General features: G+C 63.9%; 19 protein-coding genes and 1 pseudogene. 6 read left to right on the plus strand and 14 right to left on the minus strand.

Annotated features, from left to right (window positions below; genetic code table 11):
* On the plus strand, positions 1-447 hold the full coding sequence (locus tag RBJ75_RS05965) for a hypothetical protein (RefSeq protein WP_044406318.1): 447 nt from the start codon (positions 1-3) through the stop codon (positions 445-447).
* A gap of 2 nt (positions 448-449) precedes the next feature.
* Positions 450-803 carry a hypothetical protein gene (locus RBJ75_RS05970; RefSeq protein ID WP_044406319.1) on the plus strand — a complete coding sequence of 118 codons (354 nt, stop codon included), beginning with the start codon at positions 450-452 and terminating at the stop codon, positions 801-803.
* A 247-nt stretch (positions 804-1,050) separates the two neighbouring features.
* Here RBJ75_RS05970 and RBJ75_RS05975 read toward each other — a convergent pair whose 3' ends face one another.
* Positions 1,051-1,704, minus strand: a complete 654-nt coding sequence (locus RBJ75_RS05975) for a protein-L-isoaspartate(D-aspartate) O-methyltransferase (RefSeq protein ID WP_044415762.1) — start codon at positions 1,702-1,704, stop codon at positions 1,051-1,053.
* Positions 1,705-1,953: 249 nt separating this feature from the next.
* On the opposite strand from RBJ75_RS05975, the gene RBJ75_RS05980 reads away from it, so the two are divergent.
* Positions 1,954-2,331: a response regulator gene (locus RBJ75_RS05980; RefSeq protein WP_044415764.1), complete on the plus strand. Its 378-nt coding sequence runs from the start codon at positions 1,954-1,956 to the stop codon at positions 2,329-2,331.
* 105 nt (positions 2,332-2,436) lie between these two features.
* On the opposite strand, the gene surE is transcribed toward RBJ75_RS05980, so the two are convergent.
* On the minus strand, positions 2,437-3,204 hold the full coding sequence (gene surE, locus RBJ75_RS05985) for a 5'/3'-nucleotidase SurE (protein WP_044415766.1): 768 nt from the start codon (positions 3,202-3,204) through the stop codon (positions 2,437-2,439).
* Positions 3,205-3,415: 211 nt separating this feature from the next.
* Here surE and RBJ75_RS05990 point away from each other — a divergent pair, with 211 nt between their 5' ends.
* Positions 3,416-3,697, plus strand: a complete 282-nt coding sequence (locus RBJ75_RS05990) for a hypothetical protein (protein WP_044415768.1) — start codon at positions 3,416-3,418, stop codon at positions 3,695-3,697.
* 53 nt (positions 3,698-3,750) lie between these two features.
* On the opposite strand, the gene RBJ75_RS05995 is transcribed toward RBJ75_RS05990, so the two are convergent.
* The 10 genes and pseudogenes from RBJ75_RS05995 to RBJ75_RS06040 all read right to left on the minus strand — a co-directional run bounded on the left by RBJ75_RS05995 (position 3,751) and on the right by RBJ75_RS06040 (position 12,054).
* Positions 3,751-4,335: a CAP domain-containing protein gene (locus RBJ75_RS05995; RefSeq protein WP_234707500.1), complete on the minus strand. Its 585-nt coding sequence runs from the start codon at positions 4,333-4,335 to the stop codon at positions 3,751-3,753.
* Positions 4,336-4,371: 36 nt separating this feature from the next.
* Complete coding sequence (gene serS / locus RBJ75_RS06000) at positions 4,372-5,778, minus strand: serine--tRNA ligase (RefSeq protein WP_044415772.1); 1,407 nt, start codon at positions 5,776-5,778, stop codon at positions 4,372-4,374.
* A gap of 140 nt (positions 5,779-5,918) precedes the next feature.
* Positions 5,919-6,179, minus strand: coding sequence for a hypothetical protein (locus RBJ75_RS06005; RefSeq protein WP_234707501.1), 261 nt, complete (start codon positions 6,177-6,179; stop codon positions 5,919-5,921).
* A gap of 128 nt (positions 6,180-6,307) precedes the next feature.
* Positions 6,308-7,129, minus strand: a complete 822-nt coding sequence (tatC, locus tag RBJ75_RS06010; RefSeq protein WP_044415774.1) for a twin-arginine translocase subunit TatC — start codon at positions 7,127-7,129, stop codon at positions 6,308-6,310.
* Entirely contained in the window at positions 7,126-7,656 is a 531-nt protein-coding gene (tatB, locus tag RBJ75_RS06015; RefSeq protein ID WP_044415776.1) for a Sec-independent protein translocase protein TatB, read from the minus strand. The genes tatC and tatB overlap by 4 nt, the downstream gene beginning before the upstream one ends.
* A 125-nt stretch (positions 7,657-7,781) precedes the next feature.
* Complete coding sequence (locus tag RBJ75_RS06020; protein WP_044415778.1) at positions 7,782-8,024, minus strand: twin-arginine translocase TatA/TatE family subunit; 243 nt, start codon at positions 8,022-8,024, stop codon at positions 7,782-7,784.
* Positions 8,025-8,172: 148 nt separating this feature from the next.
* Positions 8,173-8,952: pseudogene (gene scpB, locus RBJ75_RS06025) on the minus strand (SMC-Scp complex subunit ScpB); the annotation flags it as partial.
* Between the two features lie 20 nt (positions 8,953-8,972).
* Entirely contained in the window at positions 8,973-9,803 is an 831-nt protein-coding gene (locus tag RBJ75_RS06030) for a segregation and condensation protein A (protein WP_044415782.1), read from the minus strand.
* Positions 9,800-10,825, minus strand: coding sequence for a beta-N-acetylhexosaminidase (gene nagZ, locus RBJ75_RS06035; RefSeq protein WP_044415784.1), 1,026 nt, complete (start codon positions 10,823-10,825; stop codon positions 9,800-9,802). The genes RBJ75_RS06030 and nagZ overlap by 4 nt, the downstream gene beginning before the upstream one ends.
* A 47-nt stretch (positions 10,826-10,872) precedes the next feature.
* Positions 10,873-12,054 (minus strand): SPOR domain-containing protein, encoded by a 1,182-nt coding sequence (locus RBJ75_RS06040; protein WP_317528781.1) that lies wholly within the window; start codon positions 12,052-12,054, stop codon positions 10,873-10,875.
* A gap of 6 nt (positions 12,055-12,060) precedes the next feature.
* Here RBJ75_RS06040 and RBJ75_RS06045 point away from each other — a divergent pair, with 6 nt between their 5' ends.
* A complete protein-coding gene (locus tag RBJ75_RS06045) occupies positions 12,061-12,426 on the plus strand; it encodes a hypothetical protein (RefSeq protein ID WP_317528782.1) in 366 nt (121 codons plus the stop codon).
* 87 nt (positions 12,427-12,513) lie between these two features.
* On the opposite strand, the gene argS is transcribed toward RBJ75_RS06045, so the two are convergent.
* Complete coding sequence (gene argS, locus RBJ75_RS06050) at positions 12,514-14,307, minus strand: arginine--tRNA ligase (RefSeq protein WP_044415788.1); 1,794 nt, start codon at positions 14,305-14,307, stop codon at positions 12,514-12,516.
* Positions 14,308-14,357: 50 nt separating this feature from the next.
* Positions 14,358-15,572 carry a deoxyguanosinetriphosphate triphosphohydrolase gene (locus tag RBJ75_RS06055; RefSeq protein ID WP_152647827.1) on the minus strand — a complete coding sequence of 405 codons (1,215 nt, stop codon included), beginning with the start codon at positions 15,570-15,572 and terminating at the stop codon, positions 14,358-14,360.
* Between the two features lie 109 nt (positions 15,573-15,681).
* Here RBJ75_RS06055 and erpA point away from each other — a divergent pair, with 109 nt between their 5' ends.
* On the plus strand, positions 15,682-16,029 hold the full coding sequence (gene erpA, locus RBJ75_RS06060) for an iron-sulfur cluster insertion protein ErpA (RefSeq protein WP_276156258.1): 348 nt from the start codon (positions 15,682-15,684) through the stop codon (positions 16,027-16,029).
* The last annotated feature ends 16 nt before the right edge of the window (positions 16,030-16,045 follow it).

A 16,045-nucleotide genomic window follows, 5' to 3' on the forward strand; every position in this document is an offset into this window, starting at 1 on the left:
ATGCTGGCCCTCGTTTCCGCGATTGCACCGCTTCTGATCGGCAGGCTCGCCGACGCCTTCACCGCCTATAACAACAAGCAGATCAGCCTTGCGGAACTCAACGCCAAGGTGCAGCAGGCGCTTATGGAGTGCTTCTCCGAGGTGATGAAATCGCAATCCGACGCGCTAGCGAAGACCTTCGCCACGTTCGGGCAGGTGCTGATCAATTCACGCCTGGTCCGCATTGTGTGGGCGATCGTGGTGCTGTCGCAGCTCTGCGTGCTGTTGTGGCTGCAGGTCGGGATCTCCGCGCTGGTCTACGCCTATGGCGGATCATGGCCGAGCGCCGGCGCGACAGGCGATTGGGCCTATCTGCTGATCGCCGGCCTGCTCGGCCTCGGTCCCGTGGTGCTCAATGGCGGCCCCGGCAAAGTCAATCTCGACAGTCTCAAACCGCCAGGGAAATGAGCATGTCCGACGTGTCGACGTCGGAGCGGCTGCAGCTCGACATCCTGCAGACGCTCGGAACCCTGCAACAACAAGTCGGCGTGCTGCAGGCGCAATGCGCCCACATCATCAAATCGCAGGATGAAGCGGATGTGCGCCGCCGCGACATGTACGGCAAGCTCAACCGCATCGACGGCATCCAAGCCGATCTGAACCGGATCACGCCGCTGGTCGAAGCGCACGAACGCAAGCATCAACGCAATATCGGCGCGGTCTGGTTGATGCGCGCGCTGTGGACGATCGGCGGCGGCGCCGCCGGCGCTACGATGGTGTCATGGATCTCGAAACTGTTCGGTGCGCCGCCGCCGCATCCGTGAGACTTTTGCCGGAAAAAGCCTGAAAAAGCACGCCGTGAGACTTGTAAGTTATTGAAATATCATAAGTAAAAGGTATCAAGGCTTTAACCCTGTCGCTCATTCGCCGCAGGAATTAATCGTTAACCATCAATTGGTTACTGCCTTGCGGGTTCCCGAAAAAGTTCCCGTCGAGGAGCCCGGCCGGGCCCGAAGCGCAACCACGAAGACGCCGTCCCCGCCGATCTCGTGCATGGATGGATTGCCGCGCTCAAAGCTCGCGCGCGATGCCGGGCAGCGCCGGCACGAATCGAACATCGACCAGCGGCTTGCGGACGAATCCCGCTTCGGTTCGATTGACCCGAATCAGGGTCTGGGCCTGATGCGGCGGCCCGACCGGCGCGATCAAGATGCCGCCCGGCTCCAGAAGGTTGAGCAGAGCCTCGGGGATTTCCCGCATCGCCGCGGTGACGATGATCCGATCGAACTGCCCTGCCCCGGCCGGCACGTCGAAGCCGTCGCCGAGCAACACCTCAACATTGTCGAAGCGCAGCTGTTCGAGCCGGGCCCGGGCGCTGTCGGCCAAGGTCTTGAACCGCTCCATGGTGATGACCTGCCGGCACAGTCTGGACAGGATGGCTGCCTGGTAACCCGAGCCGGTGCCGATCTCGAGCGTGCGATCGCTGCTGCGGAGCTGGAGTTGCTCGGTCATATAGGCGACCACGAAGGGCTGGCTGATGGTCTGGCCGCAGGCGATTGCCAGCGCGGTATCGCGCCAGGCATGGTCGCGGTCGGTGGCCAGAACGAACTGTTCGCGCGGGATCGCTTCCATCGCCTGCAACACCGCCCGGTCGCTGATGCCGCGCCGCCGCAGACTGAGTTGAAACAGCATTTTCTCGGGCGGCGGCATGATGGCGCTCTGCATAGGTCCTCGCTCCGATGGCAACTTCGCTCCCGATTTCCGGCGCGCCGCTGCCGCTTGCTTGCTTTGAATATCAGCAAATTTCAATAAATTGTTGTTCCAGGGCTGGAACTTGGCAACCTTTGACCGTCACCGCGCTGTGACCCGCCAAGGATAGGATTGCGTCGGGTCAACATTTTTGCGAATTTGATTGTGAAAGCGTCGAACCTGTGTTCGAGCTGCCATGCTTTAGCTTTGGCAAGGACTCCGACAATGACGATAATGCAGCCAACCGGCGGCTCCGTATTCCTGGTCGAAGACGAAGCGATGATCAGGATGATGGTCGCCGACATGCTCGAGGAGTTAGGCTACAGCGTCGCCGCCGAAACCGGCGAGATCAACGAGGCAATCCGGCTCGCCGAAACCACCGAATTCGACATCGCCATCCTCGACGTCAATGTCAACGGCAAGGTGATTTCGCCGGTCGCCGATCTGCTGAAGTCGCGCAACCGGCCGTTCATCTTTGCCACCGGCTACGGCGCGCAGGGCGTGCCGGAAGATCATCGCGACCGCCCGGCCCTGCAGAAGCCGTTCCAGATCGAATCCCTGAAGCAGATGATCAACGCCACGCTGAAGCGCGCGACGGTGTAGAGCAAATCCGGTTCTGATAGATCAGAACCGGACTGCTAAATTCTTGTTTTGACGCGCTTGCTTCACGCGAACCGGCACTCACTTCGCTCGAAACACTCTCGCCGACTATTTCAACGTCGCGGTCAGAGCCGCGGAGAAAGCCTCGTCGGTGCGGTCGAGCCGCAGCGGCGTCACCGAGATGTGGCGCGCCGCCAACGCGGCCAGATCGGTGCCCTCCGCCGGCATGTCGACCACGGCGATGCGCTCGAAGCCGATCCAGAAATACGGATTGCCGCGGCCGTCCTGGCGCTCGTCGACGCGCAAAAACCCCTGATTGCGCTTGCCCTGCCGCGTCACCCTCACGCCTTCGACTTGGTCCGGCGCGCAGGCCGGAAAATTGATGTTGATCACGGTGTTTTTCGGCACCCCGGCGGCGATCACCTTGCGCAAGATGTCGGGTCCGAACTTCACCGCGGTATCCCACAGCGGCAGTTCGCGGGTCGCGGGTGAAAATTCCTGCGACAACGCAAAGGACGGCAGGCCCAGAATGGTGCCCTCGAGCGCGCCGGCGATGGTGCCGGAATAGACCACGTCCTCGGCGACGTTGCGGCCCTTGTTGACGCCGGACAGCACCAGATCCGGCTGCTTGTCGAGCAGGATGTGGCGGGCCCCCATGATCACGCAGTCGGTCGGGGTGCCGCGCACCGCGAAATGCCGTGGCCCGACTTCGCGCAGCCGCAGCGGATCGTTCAGCGACAGCGAATGCGACACGCCGGACTGATCGAGCTCCGGCGCCACAACCCAGACGTCGTCCGACAGCGCCCGCGCAATCTTCTCGACGATCTTCAGGCCGGGAGCGTGGATGCCATCGTCATTGGTGCAAAGAATCCGCATTCGCTCAAACGCCTTTTCGGTCAATCGAGGGGTGAGAGATGCCGTCTTATCCGCCCGGCGCCGCGGAGGCAAATCGCCGCGCGAGCGATGGCCGAAGGGGTTCGTTACATTCGCAGATATTCTGAGTGAGGCCGGTCACAGTCGATTGAACCGGTTTTGGGCATGCTTGGCCATCAACAGCCGCACGGGGCGGCCGATCAGGGAGCCGAACATGACCGCTATCAGCATCAAGCCAGTTCGCCAGATTGGGTTCGCGTTGATCGCCGCCGCCACGCTATTATCGATGGCCTCGACCGCAAGCCACGCCTACAGCGCCGAGGCCGCGCAGCTGTGCACCAACGACGCGTTCCGGCTGTGCAGCTCGGAAATTCCCAACATCTCGCGGATCACCGCCTGCATGCGCCAGCACCGCAAGGATCTTAGCGCCGGCTGCCGCGGCGTGATGGATCGCGATGCCGCCGCCGCCCGCCGTCACAAGGTCGCCGCGGAATAAAGCGACGTCGCCGCTTCAGTGATGAGAGCGGCCGTCATTGCCGCGATCCATCGTCACATGCACAGGCCGAGCAGCTTGATGTGGCAGTCCGGCTTGTGCCTCGGCTTCGATCCCTTGGTCGATCCCTTGGTCGATCCTTTGGCCGAGCCCTTCTGCGCCCCCTTGGCCGGCTTGGCGACCGACGGCTGCGATTGCCGCTTCTTGCCGCGGTCATAGGCGCCGGCGATCACCATCGCCCAATAGGTTTGGCCGTTGGCGCTTTTGGCGCTGGCGACCCCGATCCGCGACGCATCGTGCAACAGCAGGTTGCTGCGGTGGCCCGGCGAGTTGATCCATTGCTGCAGCGTCTTCGGAAAGCTGGCGTAGCCATAGGCGATATTTTCCGCGGCCGCGCCGGCCCTCGCCGGCGCCACTCGCGACGGGAATGATCCCAGCACCTCGTGGTCGAGGACGGCCTTGGCAGCCATCGCATCGGCCTGGGCGCGGGCAATCTGGTTCAGCGTCGGGTCCATGGTGACCCGGCTCTCATGGTGCTGCTGGCGGAACTGCGAAATCATCTCGGCGGGACCGGCCGGCTTCAGCTGTGCCAGCGCCGGAGCTGCGATGATCAGCAAGCCAAGCGCAAGCAGCGCCGCCATTGTGATCGATGCTGGGGTTCGGTTTTTCATCGGCCGCTACGAATTGCCGACCACTTTCAGGCCGCCCATATAGGGCAGCAACACGTCCGGCACGGCGATCGAGCCGTCCTCCTGCTGATAGGTTTCCATCACGGCGATCAGCGCGCGACCGACGGCGGTGCCGGAGCCGTTGAGCGTATGGACGAAGCGCGGCTTGCCGTCCGGGCCGCGATAGCGCGCATCCATCCGCCGCGCCTGGAAATCGCCGCACACCGAGCAGGACGAGATTTCCCGATAGGCGCCGCCCTCGCCTTGCCCCGGCATCCAGACCTCGATGTCGTAGGTCTTCTGCGAGGCAAAGCCCATATCGCCGGTGCACAGCGTCATCACCCGGTAGTGCAGCCCGAGCCGGCGCAGCACTTCCTCCGCGCAAGACAGCATCCGCTCATGCTCGTTCTTGCTCTCCTCCGGCGTGACGATCGAGACCAACTCAACCTTGGTGAACTGATGCTGCCGGATCATGCCGCGTGTATCACGCCCGGCGGCGCCGGCCTCGGCCCGAAAACACTGGGTCAATGCGGTCAGCCGCATCGGCAGTTCTTTCTCGTCGAGGATGCTTTCGCGGACGAGATTGGTCAGCGGGACTTCGGCGGTGGGGATCAACCAAAGATTCTCGAACCTCGGGACGCCAGTTGATTCAATAGATATGTGCTCAAAGTTGCCAACTTGCTCAACGACCTCCTTATTCCCCTGTGCGATCGACCGATCGATCCGGTCTTGAATTTCAAGCTCACGCCAAGCGGAAAATTGATCCTCTTTGAACTTCGGCAACTGCGCCGTGCCGAACATCGCGTCGTCGCGCACCAGCAGCGGCGGATTGATTTCGGTGTAGCCGTGCTCGCCGGTGTGGACGTCCAGAAAGAACTGGCCGATCGCGCGTTCGAGACGCGCCAGGCCCTTTTTCAGCACCACGAAGCGCGCGCCTGACAATTTCGCGGCGGCTTCGAAATCCATCATCTTCAGCGCGGTGCCGAGATCGTCATGCGGCTTCGGCGCAAAGGCGTAGTCGCGCTTGGCGCCGAAATGGTGCCGCACGATATTGCCGTGTTCGTCGGCGCCTTCGGGCACCTCGTCGAGCGGCAGGTTGGGAATTTCCGCCAGCGCCGTCTTCAATGCCTCGTCGGCCTGCTTGGCGGCGGCTTCGAGCTGCGGCATCGTCGCCTTGATTTCGGCCACCTCGGCCATCAACGCGGCGGCGCGGGCCTCGTCCTTGGCCTTCTTGGCGTCGCCGATGTCCTTCGAGGCCGCGTTGCGCCGCGCCTGCGCCTGCTCGGAGGCCAGGATCGCCGCACGGCGGGTCTCGTCGAGATCGATCAGGCTGCCGGCGATCGGCGCCAGCCCACGTCGCGTATAGGCGGCGTCGAACGCTTGCGGATTGTCGCGGATCGCTTTGATGTCGTGCATGATCAGATTCCCGGGAGCTGGCCTGCAAAGGCGGGGATGCTGTACCCCGAAAAGCCGCGATTTGAAATGCCGAGAATCCGTCCGTGACGGTGGGAAATGCAGAGCCCGCCGTTCAAGGCCGTTCAGCCCATCAGCACAGGTCAATGCTGCCGGAGCACCAGTGCCAATACCGCGATGGCAGCCGCCAGCACTCCGACCCCAACCGCGACGATGCCGCCCAGACGCACTGTCAGCCGCAAGGTCTGCGTGTCGATGGCCGCCTGCAACTCCGACTTCACCAGCAGTAGATCCGATCGCACTGCCTGCAGATCAGGTTTGGTCACAAGCTCGGTCATGATGAACTCGCGTGCGGCCTCGGCATGAGCCTCGGCCTGATCGTTCGGTACGCCCGCAATCTTCAAACGTTTGGCATACCCAAAGTATCAAATGCGTAAGCCACCGAGACGCCCCCACGCCCGAACCACAACCCAGGATAGATTGATTTATGGCTCGGCCGGAAGATCGTCGATCAGAGCGGTCGGATTCCACCCTACTCCGCCGGCTTGTCTTCCGGCGGCGCGCTGGCGGCCGAGGCGCTCGCCGCAGCGGCAGCGGCGGCCGTCTTCTTCTGCACCATGCTGACCGCGATGATCGAGCCTTCGTAGAGCAGCAGCAGCGGCAGCGCCAGCGAGGCCTGGCTGATCACATCCGGCGGCGTCAGCACCGCGGCGATGATGAAGGCGACCACGATAAAATAGCGGCGCTTTTCGCGCAGCTGCTTGGCGGTGATGATCCCGATCCGGCCCAGCAGAGTCAAGATGACCGGCAGCTGGAACGCCAGGCCGAAGGCGAAGATCAGCGACATCATCAGCGACAGATACTCGCCGACCTTGGGCAACAGCTGGATCTGCGCGGTTTCGCTGCCGCCGACCTGCTGCATGCCGAGCGAGAACCGCACCAGCATCGGCAGTACGACGAAATAGACCAGCAGCGAGCCCATCACGAAGAACACCGGGGTTGCGATCAGATAGGGCAAGAAGGCGCCGCGCTCGTGCTTGTAGAGACCGGGGGCGACGAATTTGTAGATCTGGGTGGCGATGATCGGAAACGAGATGAAGCCGGCGCCGAACATCGCCAGCTTCAGCTGGGTCAGGAAATATTCCAGCAGCGCGGTGTAGATGAATTTCGAGTTCTCCGCACCCGCGATCCAGACGAAGGGCCAGACCAGGATGTTGTAGATCTGCTTGGCGAAGAAGAAACAGAAGATGAAGGCGACGCCGAACGCCAACAGCGCCTTGATCAGCCGCGAGCGCAGCTCGATCAGGTGATCCATCAGCGGAGCTTTGCTGGCCTCGATGTCGTCGACGCTCATGACGCTTTGGCGTCCTTGATCTGATCCGGGGTGAGGTCGACCGGCGCGGAGGGCGCTGGCTGGTCGGAGGGCGGAGTTTCAGGGGCCGGCAGCGCTGCGCGGTTTTCCTGGGTGACCGCCAGCGGCTCGTTCGCCGTCTCGGTCGGCACGCCGTGGCGCTCGGCCTCGACGAAGGTTTCCGGGGTTGGCGGCTCCGGCGTGGTTGGCGTCACGGGAGGCGTGTCGATGCTCTCGACCTTGTCGATGTTCATCGCCGCGCTGACGTCCTTCTGCAGCGAGGTCATGACGTTGTCGCTGCCGAATTTGGTGGCGGATTCCTTGACCTCGTCGAAGGTCTGTTTGAGGTCGCTCAGCTCGGCCTCGCGCATCGCTTCGTTGAACTGGCCCTGGAAATCCGAGGCCATCCGGCGGGCCTTGCCAACCCATTGGCCGACCATGCGCAGCACGCCGGGAAGTTCCTTCGGGCCAATCGCAATCAATGCGACCACCGCGATCAGGACCAGCTCACTCCACCCGAAGTCGAACATGAATATTTCCGCTCACGCGCTGACGTCACCCGAGCATCGAGCGCGCTGCGTCTGCCTGGGCCGATTGCCACTTGTAGCAGTCCGCCTTTGAGTCGTCGCCAGCCCGCCGCAAAGCCTGATGGTTGTCAAACCACCTTGCTGCCGACGTCGGAACGGTTCTGGGCTTCGGCGGGATTTGCCGTATGATCAATCGACTTGACCGGCTCGGGTGGCTTTTCGGCAGGCTTTTCATCGTCCTGCATGCCTTTCTTGAAGGCCTTGATGCCTTGGGCGACATCGCCCATCAGGTCGGAAATCTTGCCACGACCGAACAGCAGGAGGACGACGCCGATCACGACGATCCAATGCCAAATGCTGAGTGAACCCATCCTGCAACCTCCAAACGTGAGCCCGGCGAACCGATCTCAATCTGCTCGAGAAACTAGGCGCAGGGGGCGGCAAAAACAAGGACTTACCCCGCACCATCCTGCGACTAAAGCATCCGTGCGCGGGCACGGACATGTCGAAGCCGTCTCAGGCGGCGCTGCCGCCGCCATCCTCGGCATCGACCGGCGGCGACAGCGCCAGCTCCAGGTCGCCAATTTCGAGCGGATCCTCGTCCTCGCGCAGCGTCGGATCGTCCGACGGGTTGGGAACGCTGAATCCGGTGGGCAGCCGCGAATCGAGCAAGCCGGTGCCCTTGAGTTCCTCCAGGCCGGGCAGATCACCCAATGCCTCGAGGCTGAATTGCGACAGGAACGCCTCCGTGGTTCCAAAGGTCAGCGGCCGGCCCGGGGTCTTGCGGCGGCCGCGCGGGCGCACCCAGCCGGTCTCCAGCAGGACATCGAGCGTCCCCTTCGAGGTCACCACGCCACGGATGTCCTCGATCTCGGCGCGGGTCACCGGCTGGTGATAGGCGATGATCGCCAGCATTTCGATCGCGGCGCGCGACAGCCGCCTTGTCTCGGTGGTCTCCTTGGTCATCAGCCAGGCCAGATCGCCAGCGGTGCGGAAGGTCCATTTATTGGCAACCCGCACCAGATTGACGCCGCGACAGGCGTAATCGGCCTGCAGCTGCGCCAATGCCGCCTTGATATCGATGCCGTCCGGCATGCGCTTGGCAAGCGCGGCCTGATCGAGCGGCTCGGCGGAGGCGAACAGCAGCGCTTCCAGCAGCCGCAATTCTTCCGGCCGGGCCTGCGGTTGCGCGACGTCCTGGGGGGCGTCCTGGGGGGCGGCTGGCTCGACGATTGCGGCTTCGCTCTGTTCGACGATGTCCTCGAGTTCCACGAGGCGTTTTTCCGCCAGACTGGCCATGGCTCGATCTCCTTCTTCCACTACTCTGCCGGAACGTTCGGCACGGCCGCCGCATCGCTAGTCGGATGCGACGGTCGTTTACGAAAAAACAGCGGCGCAAACGCTTCTGACTGGTGCAGCTCGACCGTCCCCTCGCGCACCAGCTCCAGCGCCGCGGCGAAGCTCGAGGCGAACACCGTGGCCCGCTGCGACGGTTCGAGCACATAGCTGATCAGATAGTCGTCGAGCCGGCTCCAGCCCTCGGCGATCCCGACCAGCCGCTCCAGCGATGCCCGCGCCTCGGCCAACGACCAGACCGTGCGCTTGGCCAGATGCACCGTGGCCAGCACGCCCTGCTGGCGCTGCGCCGCATAGGCGCTGAGCAGGTCGAACAGCGTCGCGGTGAAACGCGGGTGGCGGATCTCGTCGATCGCCTCGGGAATCCCGCGCGGAAAGATGTCGCGCTGCAATTGCGGCCGGGTCATCAGCCGATTTGCCGCCTCGCGGATCGCCTCGAGCCGACGCAGCCGGTTAGCCAGCGAGGTCGCCATCTCCTCGGCGCTCGGTCCATCCGGCGTCGGCGGTTCAGGCAGCAGCAGCCGCGATTTGAGAAAGGCCAGCCACGCCGCCATCACCAGATAATCGGCGGCCAATTCAAGCCGGATTTTGCGCGCCGCCTCGATGAACAGCAGATATTGGTCGGCCAGAGCCAGGATCGAGATTTTGTGCAGGTCTACCTTCTGTTGCCGCGCCAAAGCCAACAGCAGGTCGAGCGGGCCTTCATAGCCCTCGACGTCGACCACCAGCGCCGCTTCCTCGTCGAGCAGTTCGGCGGGGCGGCCGGTTTCGAACGACAATATTTCCGCGCTCATGCGTTCATCCCTGCCCGGCCGATCAGATCGTCGAGTTCGCGCCGCGCCGCGACCCGGTCGAATGGCTGTGGCAGCTTGCGGCTGGCCAGCGCGGCGTCGGCCCGCGCCAGCGCCTTGCCGGCCAGTTCCGGCGTGTTCGCCGCGACGTCGCGCATTTCGCCGAGCTTGCCGTTGCAATGAAGGACGATGTCGCAACCGGCCGCGACGATCGCGCGGGTGCGTTCGGCGATCGTTCCGGCCAATGCATTCATCGAGACGTCATCGCTCATCAATAGTCCTTGGAACCCGATTGCCTTGCGAATCACCTGTTCGATCATTGTCGCAGAAGTGGTCGCGGGTTGGGCGGCGTCGAGCGCGCTAAACACAACATGTGCGGTCATCGCCATCGGCAGGTCAGCCAGCGGCCGGAATGCGGCGAAATCGGTGCGGTCGAGTTCCGCCGCATCGGTATCGACCACCGGCAGCCGGATATGGGTGTCGGCGGTGGCGCGACCATGTCCCGGAATATGCTTGAGCACCGGCAGCACGCCGCCCTGCGCCAAGCCGTCGGACACCGCGCGGGCGATCGCCGCGACCTTGACCGGCTCGGTTCCATAGGCCCGGTTGCCGATCACCGCGTCGGCGCCGGCAACCGGAACGTCGGCCAGCGGCAGGCAGTCGACATCGATGCCGAGTTCGGTCAGATCGGAAGCAATCAGCCGCGCACTCAGTCGCGCCGCGGTCAGGCCCAGCTGCGAATCGATATCGTAGAGCGTGGAGAACACCGCGCCCGGCGGATAGGATGGCCAATCGGGCGGCCCCAGCCGCTGCACCCGTCCGCCCTCCTGGTCAATCAGGACCGGAGCGTCCGCCCGGCCCACGCTGTCGCGCAAATCTGCAACAAGGTGAGAGACTTGTGCGCGATCTTGAATATTTCTCTTGAATAGAATGAAGCCCCAGGGCTGCTCCGCGCGCAGGAAGGCGCGTTCCGGATCAGACAGGCTCAGGCCGGATATTCCAGTGATGAAGGCGCGAATGCTCATAGCGGCCGATTAGCCCGCGCCGACCTCCAGGGTCAAGGAAACCGCCGTTAATTCCTCTGGACGACGCACTGCCCGCCGGCGCTTTTCAGATTACCGCACAGCCGCGAGGCCTCGTCGGAGGATCCGAATGGCCCCACCATGGCACGGTAGTAGACGCCGCGTTGTCCGAGGTCAGCACGCTTGATCACCGCCGATTGCGAGCCCAGCACCGAGGGGAACTTGCCTTGCAACACCCTGAATGAGGTTCGGGCATCGGCTTCGCTGCGTTGCGACGATACCTGAACCAGATACCCCCCGCTCGCGCCCGCGGATTGCAGCGAGGTTGGCGCCGAGGCCATCCGCGTCCGTGGCGACTCGGCGGCCGGTGACAGTGAAAGTGGCGCATTGGCGGAGGCGTTGGCGTTGGCCGTGGCGCTCTGCGCAGGAGGCGTGTGGGACGCAGCGTTATGCGCCGAGGTCGGCCTGGCGGTGGGCGCGGCCGTGGGGGTCGCTGCCGGGTCGGCGCGATCCGGCCGAACCGCGAAAGTCCGGATCTTGCGCGGTTCGTCGCCCGCCAGCGTCCCGTTATTGGGTCGTGCGACGAGTGGCTGCGCGTTCGGAGCCACCGCTGACGGCGACGGCGGATTGGGATTTTGATTCAATTGCTGCAACACCACCCGCGGGCTCGATGTCGCCGGATCGATCGGCTGCTCCTCACGCGACACCAGCATCTCGGTGCCGTTGCCGCCGCCGAGACGATCCTGGATCTGTTTGCTGGAGGCTTCCGCCGACGGCGCCGGCACCACCTTGGTCGGCCCGGCATCGGCCCTGATCACCGGCGGTTCGCCGCTGCGGGTCGATCCCATCAAGGTTCGATAGCCGAACGCCGCCCCGGTTCCGACCACAGCAAGCGCCAGCACGGCGACCACCGTGATCATTCCGCCGCCGCGGCGCGGCTTCTGCTCCTGCGCCCCATCGCCATAGGGGTCCTGGTAGTCATAGGGGTCGTTGGAATAGGCGCCGGGAGGCGGAAAGCCCGACGGATCGAGCGCCGGGTCAATGCGGCCGTAGAGCGTTTCGTCGTAGCGGTCCTGTTCGGCGTATTGCTCGGCATATTGCGGTGGATTGGAGACCGCAAAGGCCGGCGGCTCGCTGTAAGGCGGCTCATTATAGGTTGGCTCGCTATAAGCCGGCGCACTGTAAGGCGGCGCGCTGTAAGGCGGCTCCGGATCGGGCACAGGATCACTCAATCGCCGATGCTGCATCCAGGATGGCAGCGGCGCGATCGGCGGATCGTCATCGAAGGCGGCTGGCGGCAATGGCTCAGCGATCGGCAAGCGAAAGCGGTCATTGTCACGCGGTGGGTCTTGGTCACGCGATCGGTCTTGCTGATGCAATGGCTCGTGGGCGTTGGACGAATCCTGATGGCGCGGCTGCGCAACCACATTGGCTCGGCCAATAGTAGTGAACGGGTCGGTCTGACCGATCAGCCGTGCCAGCTCAGCAAGGGGATCACTCTCGCGTGGCGCATGCTGGTCCGCGTGGTCATACGCGTCGTCCGCAGGGAAAGGTCGGTCCTGATATCGGTTCGTCATCGTGATGTCGCTTCCCCTTCGGGATAGCAGCCAACCCGCCCTTGCAAAGCAAACTTGCAAACGAAATGGCCGCTGTCAAAAGCCGCCGCAGATCCCCATCTGTCCGGCCGTCCGCTATCGCATCTCGTCCGGTGCCTGGACGCCAAGAACGGCGAGCCCAGATGCCAGAACCGAGACGACGCCCTGGACCATCGCCAATCGCGCCTTTGTTATTCCTGCATCATTATTGATAATGAAGCGTAAATGAGGCGCATCCCGGCCCTTGGTCCACAGCGCGTGAAATTCGCTGGCGAGATCATAGAGATAGAAGGCGATGCGGTGCGGCTCATGGGCCAGCGCCGCGGCCTCGACGGTGCGTGGATACAATGCCAGGCGGCGCAGCAGATCGAGCTCGACGGCGTCGGTCAGCCGCTCCACCGGCGCGTCCCGCAGATAAGCGACCCGCGCCTGCGTTTCCTCCGGCAGATCCGGCACCACCTCGCGGGCGTTGCGGAAGATCGAATGGCCGCGGGCGTGGCCATACTGAACGTAGAACACCGGATTGTCCTTGGACTGCTCGATCACCTTGGCGAGGTCGAAATCGAGCACCGCGTCGTTCTTGCGGAACAGCATCATGAAGCGAACGGCGTCGGATCCGACTTCATCCACCACTTCACGTAATGTGACGAAGTCGCCGGAGCGCTTCGACATTTTGACCGGCTCGCCATTGCGCAGCAATTTCACCAGCTGCACGATCTTGACGTCGAGCGCGGCCTGCCCCTCGGTCACCGCCTTGATGGCGGCCTGCATTCGCTTGATGTAGCCGCCATGATCGGAACCCCAGACGTCGACCATGTGGCGAAAGCCTGAGTCGAACTTGGTCTTGTGATAGGCGATGTCGGAGGCGAAATAGGTGTACGAGCCGTCCGATTTCAGCAGCGGCCGGTCGACGTCGTCGCCATAGGCGGTGGCGCGGAACAGGGTCTGTTCGCGGTCCTCATAATCCTCGACCGGGGCGCCCTTCGGCGGCGGCAGCCGTCCCTGATAGACGTCACCCTTGGCGCGCAGGAAATCGATGGTGGCGGCGACGCGGTTGGTTCCGCCGTCGTTCAGCGAGCGCTCGGAGAAGAACACCTCATGGCTGATGTTGAGCGCGGCGAGATCGCTCTTGATCATCTCCATCATCATGGCGATGGCCTTGGCACGGACCAGCGGCAACCATTCCGGTTCGGGCAAGCTCAGCAACCTGTCGCCGTGCTCGGCGGCCAGCGCCTGCCCGACCGGCACCAGATAATCGCCCGGATAAAGTCCCTCGGGGATGGCGCCGATGGCGTCGCCAAGCGCTTCGCGGTAGCGCAGGAAGGCCGAGCGCGCCAACACGTCGACCTGGGCGCCGGCGTCGTTGATGTAATATTCGCGGGTGACGTCGTAGCCGGCAAAATCCAGCAGGCTCGCCAGCGCGTCGCCGAACACCGCGCCGCGGCAATGGCCGACATGCATCGGCCCGGTTGGGTTGGCCGAGACATATTCGACATTGACCTTTTCCCGTGCGCCGACGCCGCTGCGGCCATAGCCCGCGCCGGCATCGAGGATCATCCGCAACGAATCCGCCCAGACCTGCGGCTTCAGCGTGAGATTGATGAAGCCCGGCCCGGCGATCTCGACCGCTTCGATCAGCGGATCGGCGCGCAGCTTCTCGGCGATCTTCTCGGCGAGGTCGCGCGGCTTGGCCTTGGCCTCCTTGGCCAGCACCATCGCGGCATTGCTGGCCATGTCGCCATGCGAGGCGTCCTTCGGCGGTTCCACCACCACGCGCGCCAGATCGATGCCGGCGGGCAGCGCGCCCTCGGCGATCATCGCGGTGCAGACGGCATGGACGCGCGCGAGCACGTTGGCGAACGGATGCAGAGACTGGTTTGAATTGATCATCGACCTAATGGGACCGGGATTGCGCCGAAGCTGCGGCCTTCGGCCGCCGCCTAACGCAAATCCGGGGTCGAGTCAAAAAGCCGCTGGTGTTCGGTGATCGCGAAACGGTCGGTCATGCCGGCGATGAAATTACAGATCCGGCGCAGCCGGTCGGTTTCGGGCTCGGCATCGGCGCCCGGCGCCGGCAGCCATTCCGCCGGCAGATCCGCCGGACAGGCGCGGTAGCGCGCGAACAGGTCGACGACGATCTGCTCGGCATCGCGCATCACCGCCATTACCCGCTCATGACGGTACATCCGCTTTTTAAGGAATGCCTTGATCTGCGCCTCGGCCGCTTCCGCGTCGGGGGGAAAGGCGATCAGCGCCCGGCTGTGGTGGCGGACCTCCTCGACCGATTTCGGACCGGCCTGATCGAGGCGCTGGTGCGCTTCGGCAATCACCGCGCCGATCAGATGGGAGATCAGCTCGCGCACCAATTCGGCGCCGCACCGGCTTGGGTCGAGCACCGGATAGCGCTGAGCGATTCTGTCGATGATGCCCGCGGTCAGCGGCATCGACCTGAGGTCATCGAGGTCGAACAGGCCGGCGCGCAGGCCGTCATCGATGTCGTGGGCGTCGTAGGCGATATCGTCGGCGATCGCCGCCACCTGGGCCTCGAGCGAGGCGAAGCTCCACAATTCGAGATCGAAGCTCTGATTGAACTCCGCAATTCCCAGCGGCACCCCACGGTCGCGATAGTGCGCAAGTGGGGCGCCGTCGCGGTCGGTGAGCGGCCCGTTATGCTTGACCACGCCCTCGAGCGTCTCCCAGCTCAGATTCAGCCCGTCGAACTCCGGGTAGCGGTGCTCCATCGCCGTCAGCACCCGCAGGGTCTGGGCATTGTGGTCGAAGCCGCCATGATCGGTCAGGCAGCGGTCCAGCGCGCGTTCGCCGGCATGGCCGAATGGCGGGTGGCCTAGGTCATGCGCGAGCGCCAGCGCCTCTGTCAGATCCTCGTCGAGGCCGAGCTGGCGGGAGATGGCGCGGGCGATCTGTGCCACTTCGAGCGAGTGGGTCAGCCGCGTGCGGTAATGGTCGCCTTCGTGAAACACGAAGACCTGGGTCTTGTACTTCAGCCGGCGGAACGCGGTGCAATGGATCACCCGGTCGCAATCGCGGCGAAAAGCGCTGCGGGTCTTGCTCGGCTTCTCGTCAAACAGCCGGCCGCGGCTACGGTCCGGGTCGCAGCCAAAGACCGCACGGGGGGCTGCCATTCCAACCGACACGCTGACTTTATCCCCTCTCCAATTGATTCTAGCGTCCGGTGCACTTAACTATGGGTTGCGGGGAATTCAAACCTTCGAGCCACCACCCGCCCGGTTACGGAGCGACCTCATGACCGACAACGTCACCATCATGGACAATGTCACCATCAGCGAGCGGGCGGCGCGCCGGATCGCCGAGATCCTCAAAAGCGAGGGCGACGGCGCAATGTTGCGGATAAGCGTCGAGGGCGGCGGCTGTTCCGGCTTCCAGTATAAGTTCGACGTCGAGCGGGCGAAAGCCGATGACGACCTGGTGATCGCGCGCGACGCCGCCGTGGTGCTGGTCGATCCTGCCTCGGTGCCGTTTTTGGCGGGCTCGGAAGTCGACTTCGTCGACGATCTGATCGGCGCCTCGTTCCGGGTCAACAATCCCAACGCCACCGCGTCCTGCGGCTGCGGCACCAGCTTCTCGATCTAAACCAGCGCAGCGCCGG

It is taken from the genome of Rhodopseudomonas sp. BAL398 (assembly GCF_033001325.1).
Taxonomy (GTDB): domain Bacteria; phylum Pseudomonadota; class Alphaproteobacteria; order Rhizobiales; family Xanthobacteraceae; genus JARJEH01.

What these genes read in the sequence shown, in the direction of transcription:
- RBJ75_RS06020 (WP_044415778.1), bottom strand. Translation starts at nt 8,024, where the DNA reads ATGGGTTCACTCAGCATTTGGCATTGGATCGTCGTGATCGGCGTCGTC.
- surE (WP_044415766.1), bottom strand. Translation starts at nt 3,204, where the DNA reads ATGCGGATTCTTTGCACCAATGACGATGGCATCCACGCTCCCGGCCTG.
- RBJ75_RS05995 (WP_234707500.1), bottom strand. Translation starts at nt 4,335, where the DNA reads ATGGCGGCGCTGCTTGCGCTTGGCTTGCTGATCATCGCAGCTCCGGCG.
- RBJ75_RS06045 (WP_317528782.1), top strand. Translation starts at nt 12,061, where the DNA reads ATGCTGCATCCAGGATGGCAGCGGCGCGATCGGCGGATCGTCATCGAA.
- argS (WP_044415788.1), bottom strand. Translation starts at nt 14,307, where the DNA reads ATGATCAATTCAAACCAGTCTCTGCATCCGTTCGCCAACGTGCTCGCG.
- nagZ (WP_044415784.1), bottom strand. Translation starts at nt 10,825, where the DNA reads ATGAGCATTCGCGCCTTCATCACTGGAATATCCGGCCTGAGCCTGTCT.
- tatB (WP_044415776.1), bottom strand. Translation starts at nt 7,656, where the DNA reads ATGTTCGACTTCGGGTGGAGTGAGCTGGTCCTGATCGCGGTGGTCGCA.
- RBJ75_RS06030 (WP_044415782.1), bottom strand. Translation starts at nt 9,803, where the DNA reads ATGAGCGCGGAAATATTGTCGTTCGAAACCGGCCGCCCCGCCGAACTG.
- RBJ75_RS05965 (WP_044406318.1), top strand. Translation starts at nt 1, where the DNA reads ATGCTGGCCCTCGTTTCCGCGATTGCACCGCTTCTGATCGGCAGGCTC.
- tatC (WP_044415774.1), bottom strand. Translation starts at nt 7,129, where the DNA reads ATGAGCGTCGACGACATCGAGGCCAGCAAAGCTCCGCTGATGGATCAC.
- RBJ75_RS05990 (WP_044415768.1), top strand. Translation starts at nt 3,416, where the DNA reads ATGACCGCTATCAGCATCAAGCCAGTTCGCCAGATTGGGTTCGCGTTG.
- serS (WP_044415772.1), bottom strand. Translation starts at nt 5,778, where the DNA reads ATGCACGACATCAAAGCGATCCGCGACAATCCGCAAGCGTTCGACGCC.
- RBJ75_RS05975 (WP_044415762.1), bottom strand. Translation starts at nt 1,704, where the DNA reads ATGCAGAGCGCCATCATGCCGCCGCCCGAGAAAATGCTGTTTCAACTC.
- RBJ75_RS05970 (WP_044406319.1), top strand. Translation starts at nt 450, where the DNA reads ATGTCCGACGTGTCGACGTCGGAGCGGCTGCAGCTCGACATCCTGCAG.
- RBJ75_RS05980 (WP_044415764.1), top strand. Translation starts at nt 1,954, where the DNA reads ATGACGATAATGCAGCCAACCGGCGGCTCCGTATTCCTGGTCGAAGAC.
- erpA (WP_276156258.1), top strand. Translation starts at nt 15,682, where the DNA reads ATGACCGACAACGTCACCATCATGGACAATGTCACCATCAGCGAGCGG.